This window comes from Antrihabitans spumae (assembly GCF_043944905.1).
Classification (GTDB): Bacteria; Actinomycetota; Actinomycetes; order Mycobacteriales; family Mycobacteriaceae; genus Antrihabitans; species Antrihabitans spumae.
In genome coordinates this window covers 60727-75637 of the sequence record NZ_JBIMSN010000034.1, presented here as the reverse complement: position 1 = coordinate 75637, position 14911 = coordinate 60727, and the positions used below count along the sequence as shown (strand labels likewise).

At 63.8% G+C, this 14911-nt stretch carries 18 protein-coding genes; 5 read left to right on the top strand and 13 right to left on the bottom strand.

Annotation, left to right across the window (positions count from 1 at the left end; all coding sequences use genetic code 11):
* The 3 genes from ACHIRB_RS09125 to ACHIRB_RS09115 form a co-directional block, all read left to right on the top strand.
* A partial coding sequence (locus tag ACHIRB_RS09125; protein ID WP_395127672.1) for a phosphoenolpyruvate carboxykinase domain-containing protein occupies nucleotides 1–458 on the top strand: 458 nt, incomplete at its 5' end.
* On the top strand, nucleotides 455–1321 hold the full coding sequence (locus tag ACHIRB_RS09120) for a patatin-like phospholipase family protein (RefSeq protein ID WP_395114407.1): 867 nt from the start codon (nucleotides 455–457) through the stop codon (nucleotides 1319–1321). The genes ACHIRB_RS09125 and ACHIRB_RS09120, both read left to right, overlap by 4 nt.
* Nucleotides 1302–2126, top strand: coding sequence for an acyl-CoA thioesterase (locus ACHIRB_RS09115; protein WP_395124604.1), 825 nt, complete (start codon nucleotides 1302–1304; stop codon nucleotides 2124–2126). The genes ACHIRB_RS09120 and ACHIRB_RS09115 overlap by 20 nt, the downstream gene beginning before the upstream one ends.
* A 259-nt stretch (nucleotides 2127–2385) precedes the next feature.
* On the opposite strand, the gene ACHIRB_RS09110 is transcribed toward ACHIRB_RS09115, so the two are convergent.
* The 3 genes from ACHIRB_RS09110 to ACHIRB_RS09100 are packed head-to-tail and all read right to left on the bottom strand — an operon-like array spanning nucleotide 2386 to nucleotide 4109.
* Nucleotides 2386–2673 carry a hypothetical protein gene (locus tag ACHIRB_RS09110; protein ID WP_395124603.1) on the bottom strand — a complete coding sequence of 96 codons (288 nt, stop codon included), beginning with the start codon at nucleotides 2671–2673 and terminating at the stop codon, nucleotides 2386–2388.
* A 17-nt stretch (nucleotides 2674–2690) separates the two neighbouring features.
* Complete coding sequence (locus tag ACHIRB_RS09105) at nucleotides 2691–3143, bottom strand: SRPBCC family protein (RefSeq protein WP_395114409.1); 453 nt, start codon at nucleotides 3141–3143, stop codon at nucleotides 2691–2693.
* A 30-nt stretch (nucleotides 3144–3173) separates the two neighbouring features.
* Nucleotides 3174–4109, bottom strand: coding sequence for a cation diffusion facilitator family transporter (locus ACHIRB_RS09100; protein WP_395114475.1), 936 nt, complete (start codon nucleotides 4107–4109; stop codon nucleotides 3174–3176).
* A gap of 149 nt (nucleotides 4110–4258) precedes the next feature.
* Here ACHIRB_RS09100 and ACHIRB_RS09095 point away from each other — a divergent pair, with 149 nt between their 5' ends.
* Nucleotides 4259–4657 carry a hypothetical protein gene (locus tag ACHIRB_RS09095; RefSeq protein ID WP_199703998.1) on the top strand — a complete coding sequence of 133 codons (399 nt, stop codon included), beginning with the start codon at nucleotides 4259–4261 and terminating at the stop codon, nucleotides 4655–4657.
* A gap of 73 nt (nucleotides 4658–4730) precedes the next feature.
* Here ACHIRB_RS09095 and ACHIRB_RS09090 read toward each other — a convergent pair whose 3' ends face one another.
* Nucleotides 4731–5138: a RidA family protein gene (locus tag ACHIRB_RS09090; protein ID WP_395114411.1), complete on the bottom strand. Its 408-nt coding sequence runs from the start codon at nucleotides 5136–5138 to the stop codon at nucleotides 4731–4733.
* A 61-nt stretch (nucleotides 5139–5199) separates the two neighbouring features.
* Here ACHIRB_RS09090 and ACHIRB_RS09085 point away from each other — a divergent pair, with 61 nt between their 5' ends.
* The gene (locus ACHIRB_RS09085; protein WP_395124602.1) at nucleotides 5200–5808 is read left to right on the top strand and encodes a TetR/AcrR family transcriptional regulator; all 609 of its coding nucleotides are present in this window, start codon (nucleotides 5200–5202) and stop codon (nucleotides 5806–5808) included.
* Here the strand turns inward: ACHIRB_RS09085 and ACHIRB_RS09080 are convergent.
* From ACHIRB_RS09080 to ACHIRB_RS09040, 9 genes are all read right to left on the bottom strand, one after another.
* On the bottom strand, nucleotides 5805–6848 hold the full coding sequence (locus tag ACHIRB_RS09080; protein ID WP_395124601.1) for a potassium channel family protein: 1044 nt from the start codon (nucleotides 6846–6848) through the stop codon (nucleotides 5805–5807). The two genes, ACHIRB_RS09085 and ACHIRB_RS09080, sit on opposite strands and share 4 nt — an antisense overlap.
* 18 nt (nucleotides 6849–6866) lie before the next feature.
* Nucleotides 6867–7289, bottom strand: coding sequence for an SRPBCC family protein (locus ACHIRB_RS09075; RefSeq protein ID WP_395124629.1), 423 nt, complete (start codon nucleotides 7287–7289; stop codon nucleotides 6867–6869).
* A gap of 41 nt (nucleotides 7290–7330) precedes the next feature.
* Complete coding sequence (locus ACHIRB_RS09070) at nucleotides 7331–8260, bottom strand: RNA polymerase sigma-70 factor (RefSeq protein WP_395124600.1); 930 nt, start codon at nucleotides 8258–8260, stop codon at nucleotides 7331–7333.
* Nucleotides 8253–9383, bottom strand: a complete 1131-nt coding sequence (locus ACHIRB_RS09065) for an NAD(P)/FAD-dependent oxidoreductase (protein ID WP_395114416.1) — start codon at nucleotides 9381–9383, stop codon at nucleotides 8253–8255. Before ACHIRB_RS09065 ends, ACHIRB_RS09070 begins: the two co-directional genes overlap by 8 nt.
* Nucleotides 9384–9555: 172 nt before the next feature.
* Entirely contained in the window at nucleotides 9556–10032 is a 477-nt protein-coding gene (locus ACHIRB_RS09060; RefSeq protein WP_395124599.1) for a DUF4383 domain-containing protein, read from the bottom strand.
* A 191-nt stretch (nucleotides 10033–10223) separates the two neighbouring features.
* Nucleotides 10224–11489, bottom strand: coding sequence for a diguanylate cyclase domain-containing protein (locus tag ACHIRB_RS09055; RefSeq protein ID WP_395124598.1), 1266 nt, complete (start codon nucleotides 11487–11489; stop codon nucleotides 10224–10226).
* Between the two features lie 169 nt (nucleotides 11490–11658).
* Entirely contained in the window at nucleotides 11659–13107 is a 1449-nt protein-coding gene (locus ACHIRB_RS09050) for an aldehyde dehydrogenase (protein ID WP_395114420.1), read from the bottom strand.
* Nucleotides 13108–13183: 76 nt separating this feature from the next.
* On the bottom strand, nucleotides 13184–14080 hold the full coding sequence (locus ACHIRB_RS09045; protein ID WP_395124597.1) for an ROK family protein: 897 nt from the start codon (nucleotides 14078–14080) through the stop codon (nucleotides 13184–13186).
* Nucleotides 14081–14107: 27 nt separating this feature from the next.
* Complete coding sequence (locus ACHIRB_RS09040) at nucleotides 14108–14911, bottom strand: class I SAM-dependent methyltransferase (protein ID WP_395114423.1); 804 nt, start codon at nucleotides 14909–14911, stop codon at nucleotides 14108–14110.

Below are 14911 nucleotides of genomic sequence, written 5' to 3'. Positions count from 1 at the left end.
TCCGCCGCGATCCGATGGCGATGATTCCGTTCATCGGCTACAACGTGGGCGACTACCTCGGTCACTGGATCAACATCGGCAAGAATGCCGATGCCCAGAAGTTGCCGAAGATCTTCTACGTCAACTGGTTCCGCCGCGGTGCCGACGGTCGCTTCCTGTGGCCAGGATTCGGCGAGAACTCCCGCGTGCTGGAGTGGATCGTCGACCGCATCGAGGGTCGCGCGGATGCTGTCGCCACACCGATCGGCAACGTTCCGACCGCGGCGCAGATGGACCTGGCAGGGCTCGATGTCGATACCGATGACGTCGATGAAGCGCTCAAGGTCGACGTCGAGGAGTGGAAGAAGGAAATTCCGCTCATCGAAGAATGGTTCGAGTTCATCGGTGACAAGTTGCCGTCCGGTATTCGCGACGAGTTCGAGTCGCTGAAGGAGCGCCTCAGCGGCGAACCGGCGTGAGCTGGGGTCTCGTACTCGCCGGTGGCGGGGTCACCGGATTGGCGTGGGAGGCAGGCGTCATCGTCGGTCTTGCCGACGCCGGTGTCGATCTGACCTCTGCTGACGTTGTAGTCGGCACCTCGGCAGGGTCGATCGTCGGATCGCTGGTCCTCGGCGGGATCGCACCATCGGAGTTGGCTGGCCTTGTCGCCGATCCTGAGCGGTCGCCGCTCGAGCTGAACGGCAAACCGAAGAACGACGGTGACGGCGGCGTCAACGCGCAGGTGTTCATTCGGTGGATGTCGGTGAAAGAGTTCGACGAATCCTCGACGAGCGCGATCGCGCAGCTGTCGCTCGGCTCACGGACGATGACCGAAGCGGCGTGGGTCGAGGCGTTCACCGAAGAACTCGGCGAGCGCACCTGGGCACCGTCGCTTCGAATCGTGTCCGTCGATGTCGAGACAGGCCGACGCAAGCTGTGGTCGGCGGCGGACTCCGCGCCGCTTCCCTCCGTCGTCGCGTCCTCGTGCGCGGTCCCCGGTGTGTTCCCGGCAGTCGAGATCGACGGAACGAAGTACGTCGACGGTGGTCTTTGGTCGCCGACGAGCGCGGACCTTTTGCTCGACGCCGGCTTGGACGCCGTTGTGGTCGTGTCGCCGCTGGGCGGTAGCGACCCGATGGGCGTCGCCTTCAACAGGTCGACCGACCGTGAGGTCGCCGAGTTGATCGAACGTGGCATCGACACCGAGGTGCTGCGACCGCAGACCCCCATCAGTCCGCTCAGCGCGTTCGACGATTCGCAACGAATCCCGGCGTTCGAAGCGGGAATCGTCGACGGCAAGGCTGCGGCGGAGCGCTTGGGTCGTGTGGTCGGCGTTGCCTGATTCGGAGATACATAGTGTCGACGATGCGCTGGAATTGACCGGTTCCGGCGAAAAGCTTTCGGGCCGAACGACTCCCGAATACGCCAACATGGTCGGACCGTTCGGTGGCGCGACGGCTGCCGTTGTGGTGCGGGCTATTCAGCGACATCCTGACGTGATCGGCGATCCGGTCTCGTTGACGGTGAACTTCCTCGGTCCGATCAGCTACGGAGACTTCGACCTGAGCGTGCGGCCGGTGCGCACCAATCGCGCGACCCAGCACTGGTCCGTCGAGATAAGCCAGGACGGCGCTGCAGTCACGACAGCGACTGCTGTGTTCGGCTTTCGGCGCTCGACCTGGTCGGCGACCGAAGCGACGTTTCCATCGGTTCCCGACGCGGAAACCATTGCCGAGCAATCGTTTCCGGACGTCTACGCCTGGCCGCAGAATTACGAGATGCGGTTCGTCGAGGGCGGTTTGATGGAACTCGACGGGTCCGAGAACTCGGATTCGGTATCGACGCTGTGGTTGCGCGACAAGCCTGTTCGCCCACTCGATTTCCCGGCATTGACGTCGATGGCAGATGCTTTCTACCCGCGCATCTTCCGGCGGTTGGGCCGACCCACCGTCGCTGGAACGGTCTCGATGACGACGTACTTCCACGCAGACGCCGCAACACTGGCGGCATACGGCACCGACTACATCCTCGGCACCGCGCGCGGACAAGCTTTCGGCGCAGGGTATTTCGATCAGACCGCGCAATTGTGGGGAGTCGGAAAGAACCTGCTCGCTACCAGTCACCAGGTCGTCTACTTCAAGGGCTGAGTGCGCTCGTTCGCCGGCTAGACTGCGCGACACGTTGTCGCACTGCGCAACACGTTCTCGCACTGCGCAACCCCTGTGACGTGTCCGAGGGCGTGCGAAGTGTCAACGTATGCTGCGCAGTTGGCTGGAATTCCCGGGATTCCAGTGGTAGGGCGACTAGGAGTTCGACCAGCAGGGGAATCGCAACAGGGACTGATAGCCCTTACTCGAGGAACTGCGCCTGCCGGATCAGCAGCGGGAACATCGCGTAGCGCCTGGCCTAGTTGGCTCTCCCGTTGGGCACCGCTTTGCTCTCGTCGAGCCACGCGGCCGCCATGTGCTTCTTGAGGCCGAGTCGCGGATGCCGTTGCAGCAGTTCGTCTACCCGTGCTGCCGCGAAATCGAGGGAGCCACTGCCTCGCAGTCCTACTCGAGTGCGGACGGCACTGAGGGTGAATGCGGGTAGCGACCGCGCCAACGTTGCCGACAGCTGTAGCTTTTGGCGACGATCGAGGTTTCCACTCGTCCGCTGTGCCCACGCCCAGTCGATGCCGTCAGGTCCGCTCATGGGACGACTGAAGCAGATCAGCCTTCTGCCAACTGCTTGATGTCGGCAAGACCCTTGTCGAAGTCTTTGGCGATTGCCTTGTCGAAGAACAGCTTTCCCGCGATCTCCATGGCGAGGTTGCGCTTGCCCGTCATGGTCCAGGACAGTTCGGTTCCGCCCGCGGTCGGCTTCAACTCGAAGATTGTCTTGTTGGACGCTTTGAACGGCTTGATGAACTCGAGGTCGATGTCGATCCGATCTGCAGTGGAGTCGGTGATCTCCATCCTGCCCGAGCCGACCTTCTTGTTCCCCTCCCAGGAGTATTTTGCACCTGCGCCCTGCTCGGCGCCTGCGAACTGTCGCTGCAGTTGGGGATCGAGCTTCTCCCATGGAGACCATGCACCCCACTGATGGAAGTCGTTGAGCAGCTTGTGAATTGCTGCTGCATCGGCCTTGATTGCCGTTGTGCGCGTTTGTGTGAAGGCTGCCATGACAGAGAGGGTACCTGCGACGGCACCACATCAGGCGGTGATCGTCGGCTCCGCAGCAGTCGCGAGGCTGAGCACCGCACGGACGACGTGCTCGCTCGTCTCGATGCGGGACTCCAAGTCGCGCAACGTTTGTGCGATCTCGGATTCGGGCCGGTCGCCGACGAGGTCGACGGTCGCGACGAGCAGGACCCGACGCGGACCCAGGTATTCCATTCGCAGGAAGGTGACGCGGTCGATCTCCGGCAAAGAGGTCAATACCTTGATCCCGACGCTGCGTAGCTCGGGTGCTGCTTGTTCGCCCACGAGGAAGCGGCGATTGCGGTCGATCAGCAAGATGGCGACGACGCCGAGCAGGATGCCGACCGCGATGGACCCGATCGCGTCCGGAATCGGCGACCCGGTGAGTTGGTGCAAAAGGATGCCGACGAACGCGATGGCGAGCCCGATGAGAGCGGCGGCATCCTCGGCGAACACGGCTCGTACCGTCGGGTCGGAGGTGTTGAGCGCGTGCTGCCACAGGTCGCGATCGAAATCGGCTGCCTCGGAGCGCAACTGGCGATATGCCTGTTGAAAGGAGACCGCCTCGAGTGCAAACGAGATGCCGAGCACGATGTAGGCGACGGTGAAGTTGCTCGACGGTTCGGAGTGGAACAGTTCCTGGACGCCATGGGTGATGGACACGCCGGCTCCGAGCGCGAACAGTCCGAGTGCGGCGAACATCGACCACACGTAGGCCTCGCGGCCGTAACCGAGTGGATGCTCGTCGTCCGGTGCCGTCGACGAGCGTCTGTTGGCGATCAGTAGCAGGACCTCGTTGCCTGCGTCTGCCCAGGAATGCGCTGCTTCGGCGACCATCGACGCCGATCCGGTAACGGCGGCCGCAACCGATTTCGCCAGTGCTATCAACAGGTTTGCGGCGAAAGCAAGTACGACGGTGAGGCTGGATTCCTGCTCGGCGTCGGCCATCTGCTCACCGTAGGCCAGGTTCGCTGCAACGTGCAGATTTGGCACGCGAACCGTTGGCGCGCACCAACTTCATGCGCTCACGGCTGCGAGGTGTCATTCTGGTTAGCGCTGAATGCGGGAATTGCCCGATCTGCGGTGAGGAGACCATCATGGCGCGCAAGGTTCACAGGAGCGCGGCGATCGTTGCTGTCGCTATGTCGGTCATGCTGGCATTGTCCGGTTGCTCCAAGCAGGAGAAGGACTTTCGGAAGCAACTCGAGCAGGCAGGCTTCTCGGTATCCGACGTCAGGTCGGAGAAGGCCTCGTCGTCCAAAACGAAAACAAAGTCCAAGAAGCGCCCGAAGAAGAGCAGCAACAAGAAGGTGTTCGAAGCGGACGTGAAGCTGGGCAACTGCCTCGTCGAGTTCGAGCAGGGTGAGAAAGAAAAGCGGTACTACCTCGACGAGGTCAACAACGACGAACCGGTCATCGGCCTGATGAAGGACAATCCGACCAAGGCGGACGTCGAGGCCTACCTGCGCGGACCCGACAGTCCCTGCAAGCTATAGCGGGCGCTCCGCGCCTCGTGAGTCCTTTTGGAGCGCCCACCCTCCGAAAAGACTCACGAGCGGCGTAGCCGCCTCAGTCCAATACGGCCGTCGCATCGACTTCGACGAGCAGATCGGGCTCGGTCAGCGAGGCGACCGGGATCAGCGTGATCGGCTTGACCGGGTTCACGCCCAACTTTGCTGCCGCGCGTGCAACACCCTCGCCGAGCAGGGGGAACTTCTCGTCGGACCAGTCGACGACGTAGACGGTCAGCTTTGCGACGTCGTCGAAGGATCCACCTACCTCCGCGAGTGCGGTGGCGATGTTGAGGTAGCTCTGCTCGACCTGTGCAGCGAGATCACCTGCGCCGACCTGATTGCCGTCGGCATCGCGCGCGACCTGTCCGGCAAGGAAGACGAACTTGGTGCCGGTTGCGATCGACAGCTGCCGGTAGACCTCCGGCTTCGGCAATCCATCGGGGTTGATAACTGTGACGGTCATGTCCACTCCTTGGTCGGCGGGTTGTCATTCAATAACATAGCAATGGTATACAATTAGCACCATGGCAAGGACAAAGCAACCTCATGTGCGGTCGCAGCTCATCGAACGAGCCGCGCACATGCTCCGCACCCGCCAACCGATTACGCTGCGCGCCCTCATCGAGGGCACCGGTCTGTCGACCATGGCGGTCTACACGTACTTCGGCAGCATGGACGGCTTGTGGAGTGCAGTACGACAGGAGGGCTTCACGCGGCTCGCGTCGAAGCTGACCACCGTGCCGGTGACCTCGGATCCCGTCCGCGATCTGGCTGCCCTCGGCGCTGCATACACCGCCAACGCACTCGAGATTCCCGACCTGTATCGCGTCATGTTCGACGCCGGTTTCGAGCTGGAGGACGCGGCGGGAGCGGACGAGACGCTGCACGTCCTCGTTGCGACCGGGGAGCGGGCGAAGGCGGCCGGACGCTTTCGCCCCGACGTCGATGCCGTCGATCTGGCGACGCAGACCTGGACGATAGGCCACGGTCTTGCTTCTCTCGTCGCAACCGGGCCACTACCCGACGCTGCTCTGGCGCATGCGATTCCGATGCTCACCGCGCTGTTCGTCCATGCAGGGGACGACCCTGCGACCGCACGCGAATCGGTCGAAAGGGGTTGGGCTGCGAGCTAGATCGCCGCTGGATCCAACCGGTTGGCAGCGACGTAGTAGATGGTCGTCCCCGCGGGGACGGGTGTGTCCCACGGTGGGCTCACCACCAGTTCAGCGTCGGTGCGGACAGCGAGCGCGATCGCCGAGAAACGGCGTCCGAGATCGGTCTGTACATCGCCGAAACCGGCGTAGTCGCGCGGCAGCTGGAAGGAGTACGTGTTGCCACTGCCGCCCGAGGTCATCAGCTCCGTGTAGACCTGACTGATGCCGGGGTCGTGGGCTTCCTCGACGAGCAGGTTCGGCACGTGCCACTGCACACACTGCACACGTGAGCTGACGTACTGGAACTGGCTGGTCCGGCTCATGTCACGAAGCGCCACGATCAGATGTGTGCGGTTCTCGGCGGCACCGCGGCGGCCACTCGGTCGGCTCGCATGTGCGACAGCGACCGATATCGCCAGCGACTCGTTGTCGTCGCGGCCGTCGATCAGGACGATCGCCGCGGACGGCACACACGCGCGAGAAAGGACGGCAAAATCTGTGAGGTCGCCACGGACGAACATGACCCGCTGTTCGTTCGGCATCGGATGCTCGTGCACGTTGTCCCACGCGCAGAGCACAAGTTGCACGGTCGGCTCGGCGATGAGCTCGGCGACGAGCCGTTCTGTGCGGCCTTCCGTATATCCGAGCAGCACGATGTGGTCGGTAAGTTCGAGTTCCGCGAGCCCACGCATTCGTTGTCCCTTCGCCCTGGACAGCTTGTCGACCAGATGTGTGAAAAGCATTGTCAGAGCGACGATGCCGCCGACTATCACGTACGCGCCGACGACGTGACCAGCGGCCGACGTCGGAAAGAAATCGCCGTAGCCGACGGTCGCGGCGGTCACGACGAAGTACCACGGATAGTTCTGCGGCTTGGTGATCTCGTTCGTCGACGGTTCGACCAGCCACATCGCGAGCCAGCTGGTTGCGAATACGAAGAGCGCGATCGTCAACGGCAGCGCCCAGCCGGTCACCAGGGGCCGCATCAACAGGCGGAGGCGGGCGATGAATAGCGGCACGGGCGGATGGTATCGCTTTTAGTGCGGCTGGATACGGGCTCCGGTGAGGTCTGCCTGCGCGGCGTCGAGGACTCTGCCGAACACCCGCCTGATTATCGGGACCCCGACGACCCGCGTCAGGAACGCGCCGACGAGTGGCAGCCGAATTTCGAAGGTGCTCGTCCACGTGACATGAGTACCGCCCGCAACTTTTGTGAAGGACTTCCGACCGGCCTCGTGGCGCGAAGGAGGGAAGCTGTGCTCGACGTGATAGTCGAAGCTGCGCGGCGGATCGTAGGCGGTGATGCGTTCGTAGAAGATGCCGACGGTCCAGAGCAGCACGCGCAGTGCGCCGAGCCCGTAGGGCGCGTCGGCGCCGGGTTCGGCCAGTCTTTCGCGCAGCACGAACTTGGAGCGCGTGTAGTTGTGCGCGTTGCTCAGCCACTCGAACACGTCCTCGATCGGCGCCGCGATGGGTTCGTTCGACAGTGAGGGTCTCCATGTCAGTCCTTATCTCGGGCAAGCGGGTTGGATAGATGTGCTGTTGCGAGCTTTTCAGGGTTCAGGACGGCGTAGAGGCCCTGGATCACGTTGTCGACGATGTCGAACAGCAGCACGAATTCGAGTGCGCCGCGGGAGCGCACCAGCATCGCAGGCTGGGCGTTGCAGGTCGTCAGCTCGAAAGTCGGCTCCGCCAGTTCACCCCGCGCGATGCCGAGCACAAACCGGGCAACACGTTCGGGTCCGAGAACGGGTCGCCGTGCTGCGCTGACATGTCCACCGCCGTCGGATATTTCGACCACGTCGGGCGACATCAGATCCATCAGGCCCTGGATGTCGCCGCTGGTCGCCGCTGCGAAGAACTTTTCGACGACCTCTGTCGCCGTGCGTGATTCGGGTTGGAAGCGGCGTCGCCGTGCCTGTACGTGTGCCTTGGCGCGATGGGCGATCTGGCGGACGGCGACGTCGGTCTTGCCGACCATGTCGGCCACCTCCGGGAAGGTGTAGCCGAACACGGTGTGCAGTACGAACACTGCGCGTTCGTCCGGGCTGAGCGTTTCCAGGACGAGCAGCATCGCGATCGACACCGACTCGGCAAGCACTGCGTCGTCGCTGACGTCGGACGCGGTCTGGATCGGTTCGGGCAGCCAGTTGCCCGGATAGTCTTCGCGTCGGCGCTGGGCGGTACGAAGGTGGTTGAGCGCGAGGCGGCTTGCGATTCTGGCGAGGTAGGCGCGGGGATTGTCTACCTCGGCCGGATCTACCTGGCTCCATCGAATGTAGCTGTCCTGCAACACATCTTCGGTATCCGCCGCGCTGCCGAGGATCTCGTAGACAATCGTGAACAGCAGTGGTCGATGTTCGGTGAAGATCTCGGAACTGGACTGTGCGGAACTGGACTGTGCGGAACTGGACGGCTCGGAACTAGACACCGACGGTGACCTCCTCGGCAGAGACTTTCGGTCCGGCAGGACGCCAGGACGTCACGGCCCGCCCGCGCAAGCCGACGACCGTGAAGCGGCAGACCAACTCCTTCGTCATCGTCCCGATCCGACGTTTGACGACGAACCGCGACGGCGTGTCGTCGGATCGGGTGAACTGCATGAAGCCCGCTTTGCGGCCGAGGCTGACGCATTGGCCGAACATGCCGATGGAGACGGGCTGTGGCGAGCGTCCGCGTACGAGAGCCGCAACGGTCGCTGCGCCGTGCACGCCGAGCGGCATCGCGGACTGGCAACTCATCCGTAGGTGACCGGCGACGGAGGCGGGAGGTGCTACCGCATCGCCGACGCCGACGATCCGTGGATTGGACAGCGACACAAGGCTTTTGTCTGTTCGTAGCCGGCCAAAGTCGTCTACGAGGAGACCGCTTCGTCGCGCGAGGTCGGGGACGGTGAAAGACCCTGCCCAGATGGTGGCGTCGCTTGCGATGGTTGCGCCGGATGCGGTCCTGACACCATCAGCGTCGACCTGGGTGATCGTCGTTGCCTCGTGGATCGTGACTCCCAACTCCGAGAGGGTGCCCGCTACATAGTCGCGGGTCGCGGCCGGGAGCCAGCCTGCGACCGAATCGGACGCCAGGTGCACGTCCAACTCAGGGAATTGCTCAGCGATCTCTGCAGCCGTTTCGACACCCGTCAACCCACCACCGACGACAACGACCGGTGCGCCCGCAGCCAGTTCGTCGAGACGGGCGCCGAGGCGGTCTGCGTCTTCGAGTGCACCGACGTTGTAGGTGTTCGGTCGGCCGTCGACGTGGCTACCCACGGCGTAGACGAGGTAGTCGAAGTCGATGGTCGTGCCGTCGTCGAGCAGTACCGACCGTTCGGCGATCGACTCGACCTTTCCGAGGCGGAGTTCGACGTTGCGCCGCAGTAGCTTCGACAGTGGTCGCGTCGCAGGCCCGGATCCAGTCGCGTATTGATGCAACCTGATTCGCTCGACGAAGTCCGGCCGCGGATTGACGACCGTCACCGACAACCCCGCCACCTTGGCGAGCCGGTTTGCGGCAAGCACCCCGGCATATCCTGCGCCGACGACAACGATGTTGCTCATGTGTCCATCCTTCCGAGAAGACTTGCGGTCTGTATGGGTTTGCCATAAGACACCGCTCGTCCGCGAACCGTGACAGCCCGTAGATGTGGGGTGGCGCACAGAGTGGGCGCATGATGAGCGACCAGGTCGGCGTCGAAGATTCGTTTGCCTGGCTCGCGAAGAAGGGGCTGCGCTAGCGGGCGGGGAAGCGGGGGCCGAGTCCGGCAAGCGCCTGTTTCAGGCCGCCGTCGCGTCGTACCTGGATCAGGCCGATGCCGATCAAGATGGCGGCGGTGACGAAGTGTTCGATGGCGTCGAGTTCGTTGTTCGGGAACGTGAAGATGTAGGCGACCTGATTCGAGAACAGCGCCCATACACCCGGTAGGCCACCTGCAACGCCTGCCACGAAGCAGTACAGCACTGCCCACGAGCGGCGGGTCGCGAAGACCAGTCCGGGGAGGAACAACGCAAGACCCGCGACGGCATGCCAGCCGTTGTAGTCCATGCCGAGGACGGGGGTCGTCGGTGCACCTGGTCCCGTCGCAAAACTCGGCTCGGCGATCCAACCAATGATCGACCACACGACGTGAACCAACGAGATGACGAGCACGCTCCACTGAGCGAACGTCCAGGTAGCGAGTCTCTTTGAGGTGGTGGTGTCGATAGTCATCTGAACCCCCGAACGAGTTGACAGAACGTTCTAATACTACGGAGTGTAGAAGATGGTTCGGCTCAGTGTCCAGAGTTTTGTCGGGCTATCGAGAGCAGAGACGCTCAGTGCCCATTCTGTGCCTTTTGGAACGGGATCCCGTCCTAAAAGTCGACGAATGGTCCCTCAGCGTCACCCGTGATTGTGCTGATTCAGCTCGGAGTGGGTTCGTGCACGAAAAATCCCGCTCCGCCGTCGGCCTTTGCTCGGTAGAGCGCCACGTCGGCCGTCTCGAGGATGGCGTCGGCGTCGGCGCCGAACACAGGTTGAGCGACAACACCGATGCTGGCGGAAACCGACAGCTTGTGGCCGTCCACCTCGAACGGATCCTTGATGCTCGCCAACAACCGGCTCGCGGCAGCGGTGACGGCGTCGATGTCGATGGGTGCGGCCATCACGGCGACGAATTCGTCGCCGCCGAGTCGTGCGACGACGTAGCCGTCGGCCGTGGCTTGCTCTTGCAAGCGCGCGGCAACGGCTGCGAGCAGCCGATCACCGGTGGCATGGCCGAATTGATCGTTGACGTATTTGAAGCCGTCGAGGTCGAGAAAGCAAAGGCCGATGTGATCGTCCGGTTCGGCGATGTCGATGGCATCCGCAATATCTTCGTGCAGCAAGAGCCGGTTAGGGAGACCGGTCAACGGGTCGTGGCGAGACTGGCGGTACAGCGCCGCCTGCATCTCGCGGCGTTCGGTGATGTCCTCGCCCACGGCCAACAGGTAGCCGTCCACGTCACCATCGCCTGCGACGAGGGTGATTGCGAACATCGCCCAGCCGTAGCTGCCATCGCCGCGACGAAAACGCGCCTCGAGTCGAACCGTGCCGGAGCCGACCGCGATCAGCTCGTCGAGGATGCGTCGACGTGCGAGGTCGTAGTCGTCGGCATGGCCGAGATCGAAGGCAGACGCCCCGCGCAGCTCGCCGGCATCTTGGCCGAGCATCTGAGCCATCGCGGGATTGACGTCGACAAGAACGCCGCGCAGATCGCCGATCGCTATGGCAACGGCGGCGTTGTCGAAAACCACGCGAAAGCGCGTATCCGTGGCTTTGGCCGCCTGCTCGGTCTGTTTGTGGGTGGTCGACATCGTGGCCTGGATGGCCTGCTGATCGGACAGTGTGTCGGCCTGTAGTGCCGCAGCGTAACCCTGACCGAACGATCCCATCAGCGCGGCGTACTTGGACCTGAAGAACGCGGTCCCCGATTCCGACAGTCGGGGAAGCTCGGCAAGGACCTCGGCGGATCTGGCGACGACGACCGGATTCGTCAACCGCATCCGTACCAACGCCGAGCCGACCTCGGCACCGACTGTCGGGTCGAATTGCTCGGCGTCCAAGGCACCGGCAAGGTTGACGAGCAGATCGGCAAGCGCATCCTTGGCGTCACGCGACGACATCGGCACGTAGCTGGTATCCGACACTGCGGACCACCATGTCCGAGCACGTCGAACAGCGTCACTTCGATCCATCGCGAACCACCTGGAACTTCCTGTAACCATGCGTACTAACGCCGCAAGTTTCCCAGAGTTTGCTGATGGGCGGAACCGGAGGGTGGGTGTCTCGCTCGGATGAGATCCATGTCACGTACAGCTAGCCGCTGAATCCGGGAGGCATCAGCAGGGACTTCTGCTCACAGTACGCGTCGAGGCCCTCCGGACCGCTCTCCCGACCGATGCCGGAGTTCTTGTAGCCACCGAAGGGTGATCCGGGGTCGAAGGCATACCAGTTGATGGCATACGTGCCGGTCCTGACCTGCGCTGCCACCTTGCGACCACGGTCGATGTCAGACGTCCAGACCGAGCCGGCCAGCCCGTAGTCGGAATCGTTGGCGATCTTGATCGCTTCGTCCTCGGAGTCGTAGGGAATCACCGCGAGCACGGGACCGAAGATCTCTTCTCGTGCGATTGTCATCGAGTTGTCGACGTCCGCGAAGATGGTCGGCTCGACGTACCAGCCCTTGTCCAACCCGGCAGGCCGACCGCCGCCGAGGACGATGCGCGCGCCTTCGTCTATGCCCTTCTTGATGTAGCCCTCGACGCGGTCACGCTGCCGTGACGAGATCAGGGGACCGAGCGCGGTCGTCGGTTCGGTCGGATCGCCGACCGCCATGAACCCGGCTCCGGTCACCATGGCCTCGAGCATCTCGTCGTACCGGCTGCGCGGTGCCAGAATTCGAGTCTGGGCTACGCAGGCCTGCCCGCTGTTCATCAGCCCTGACATCAGCAGCATCGGCATGGTCGACGCAATGTCCATGTCCTCCAGCAGGATTGCTGCGGACTTGCCACCGAGTTCGAGCGAGCAGCGCTTGAGTTGCTGTGCGGCGATCGTGCCGATCTTGCGACCGACCGCCGTGCTGCCCGTGAAGGTGATCTTGTCGACGCCGGGATGACTAACCAGGTATTCGCCGGTTTCGGCGCCGCCGGGAAGTACCGAAAGCACACCTTCGGGCAGGCCTGCATCGGCGAAGATGTCGGCGATGAGATTCGCGGCGAGCGGTGTTTCCGGCGCAGGTTTGAGCAGCACCGAACAGCCTGCGAGCAGTGCGGGGGCGAGCTTGTTGATTGCGAGGAAGAGCGGGACGTTCCACGCGATGACAGCCGCGACGACGCCGACGGGTTCGCGGGTAACGGTGGTCTGCCCGAAGATTCCGTGCCGCGTCTCCTCCCAGGGAAACGAATCCGCAAGGCCCGCATAGTAATTGAGCACCGCGACCGCAGGGGTCTGCTGCAGCATGCCGACCATCATGGTCGGCGCGCCCATCTCCGAGGTCAGGGTCGAGGTGAGTTGCGGGCTGCGCTCCTCGATCAACGCGGTGACCTTCGACAGCACTGCCGCGCGGTCGGAGGGGCTGGTTCGAGGCCATGGTCCGGATTCGAATGCTCGCCGAGCCGCCGCGACCGCGGCGTCGATGTCGGCTGGGCCCGCGACCGGGGTGCTACCGACACGCTCCTCGGTGGCAGGTGAGATCACCTCGAGTCGTGCGTCGGTGGCGGGTGCGACCCAGTGGCCGCCGATGAACAGTGTGTCGTAGTCAGTCATGAGCCCGTATCCCGTGATTCGAAGCCGTGCGGATACTGGAACACGTTACAGAAATGCTCTCGAAAAAACAGGTGCGTCAGGAATCCAGCGTCAGTGCGCCCGCTCCGGTCAGTGTTCCGAGCCCGCCGAGCTCGGCAGGCACAACCCGCAACTCCTTGATGAAGGACAGGCCCGCGTGGCGACGCAGCGACTCCTGCAGCGGATCCCAGAGCAGCGGCCCGGACTGTGCGAAGCCGCCTCCGACCACAACGAGGTCCACATCGAGCAGGGCCGCAGCCGACGAAATAGCCTGTCCAAGTGCGGTTCCGGACCTGTGTAAGGCGGCAACGCCGATCGGGTCCCCAGTGGCCGCTGCTTTCGACAGTTCGATACCCGTCGTACCCGCCCAACCTTGGGCCTGTGCCCACCGGACCGTCGACGGACCGCTTGCAACAGCTTCGATACAGCCGACGCCGCCGCACGCGCACGGGTCCTCGTTGTTCACGACGATGTGTCCGATGTGGCCCGCGTTGCCGGTCCGGCCGCGCACGATCTGCCCGTCGAGGACGATGCCACCGCCGATGCCCGTCGAGACGACCATCCCGAGCAGATTGGGAACGCCGCGCGCTGCGCCGTAGCGGTACTCCGCGAGCGCAGCGCAGCCGCCGTCGATGGCGAAGGTTATCTCGGCCCCCGGAAACAGGTCCTGGACGGCAGCGACAATCCCGAAGTTGTTCCGCCACTCTGCGATGTTGAGCGGGCCGGTGGTGCCTGCGACGGTGTCGATCGGGCCTGCCGACCCGATGCCGATCCTGTCGACGGGTTCGGTGCCCGCGACCTTTCCGAGTAGTGCAGCGCAGGCGTCCCACACGCCGACCTTCGGTGTCGGCGTCGTCTCGACACCCTCCAGAGTCCCGTCTCCGGCCACCCGTGCCGCCGCAAACTTCGTACCGCCGATGTCGAGGGCAATCCTGCCCTTCCCGCTGCTGCGCATGGCTCTACTGTGCGCGATCCTGTCGCTTCAGGGGGTGGAAACCCGCGGTGCGGGCGTCGCGACGATCACCAGATTGCTGACCAACAGTTCGCGCAGCCCCGGCACCCGCAGCACCCACCAGGCCCAGCGTGGGTGATAGCGCGGGAAGGCCGCGAGCACGTCGGCATCGGAAACCGAACGTGCCCAACGTAATCCGTCCGCGGCCCCGACTGCGAACAGTGACGTCCCGAATCTGTTCTTCGGTTCGCGGCCCTGCTTGCGAACATAACGTCGGGCGGCCCGCTCACCGCCCAAGTAGTGCCAGGGTCCGGTCTCGTGGCCGCCGAACGGTCCGAACCAGATCGTGTACGACAACACCATCAGTCCACCCGGCTTCGTCACCCGCAACATCTCGTCGGCCATGACCCACGGCTCGCGCACGTGCTCGGCCACGTTGGACGAGAAGCAGATGTCGACGGAGGAGTCCCGAAACGGCAGTGCCATGCCGGACCCTCGGACCGCGCCGTGCACGGCCAACCCGGCGGCATGCATCTCGGACGGGTCCGGCTCGACGGGCAGATAGCGGGCGCCGGCGGCCGCGAACTCCTGGGCGAAATATCCAGGACCGCCACCGACGTCGAGCACCGTGGTTCCGGCAAGGTCGCGATCGACCGAACCCGCGTACAGGTCGCGGATCATGTCGACCGAATCGCGCGCCAGCGCACCGTAGAACAGTTGTGGATCGCTTTGTTCGTGCCTGAAATCGGCAAGCAGTTGCACTGATCGCCGCAACGTCGCGCGACGCGCGAACCGGGCCGTGACAGCACGGCGACGGCGGGCGAGGGCAGACAC

Coding starts and splice junctions, on each gene's coding strand:
- ACHIRB_RS09105 (WP_395114409.1), bottom strand. CDS start 3,143: ATGGCAGCCTTCACACAAACGCGCACAACGGCAATCAAGGCCGATGCA.
- ACHIRB_RS09085 (WP_395124602.1), top strand. CDS start 5,200: ATGGCAAGGACAAAGCAACCTCATGTGCGGTCGCAGCTCATCGAACGA.
- ACHIRB_RS09060 (WP_395124599.1), bottom strand. CDS start 10,032: ATGACTATCGACACCACCACCTCAAAGAGACTCGCTACCTGGACGTTC.
- ACHIRB_RS09045 (WP_395124597.1), bottom strand. CDS start 14,080: ATGCGCAGCAGCGGGAAGGGCAGGATTGCCCTCGACATCGGCGGTACG.
- ACHIRB_RS09100 (WP_395114475.1), bottom strand. CDS start 4,109: ATGGCCGACGCCGAGCAGGAATCCAGCCTCACCGTCGTACTTGCTTTC.
- ACHIRB_RS09050 (WP_395114420.1), bottom strand. CDS start 13,107: ATGACTGACTACGACACACTGTTCATCGGCGGCCACTGGGTCGCACCC.
- ACHIRB_RS09110 (WP_395124603.1), bottom strand. CDS start 2,673: ATGAGCGGACCTGACGGCATCGACTGGGCGTGGGCACAGCGGACGAGT.
- ACHIRB_RS09065 (WP_395114416.1), bottom strand. CDS start 9,383: ATGAGCAACATCGTTGTCGTCGGCGCAGGATATGCCGGGGTGCTTGCC.
- ACHIRB_RS09095 (WP_199703998.1), top strand. CDS start 4,259: ATGGCGCGCAAGGTTCACAGGAGCGCGGCGATCGTTGCTGTCGCTATG.
- ACHIRB_RS09090 (WP_395114411.1), bottom strand. CDS start 5,138: ATGACCGTCACAGTTATCAACCCCGATGGATTGCCGAAGCCGGAGGTC.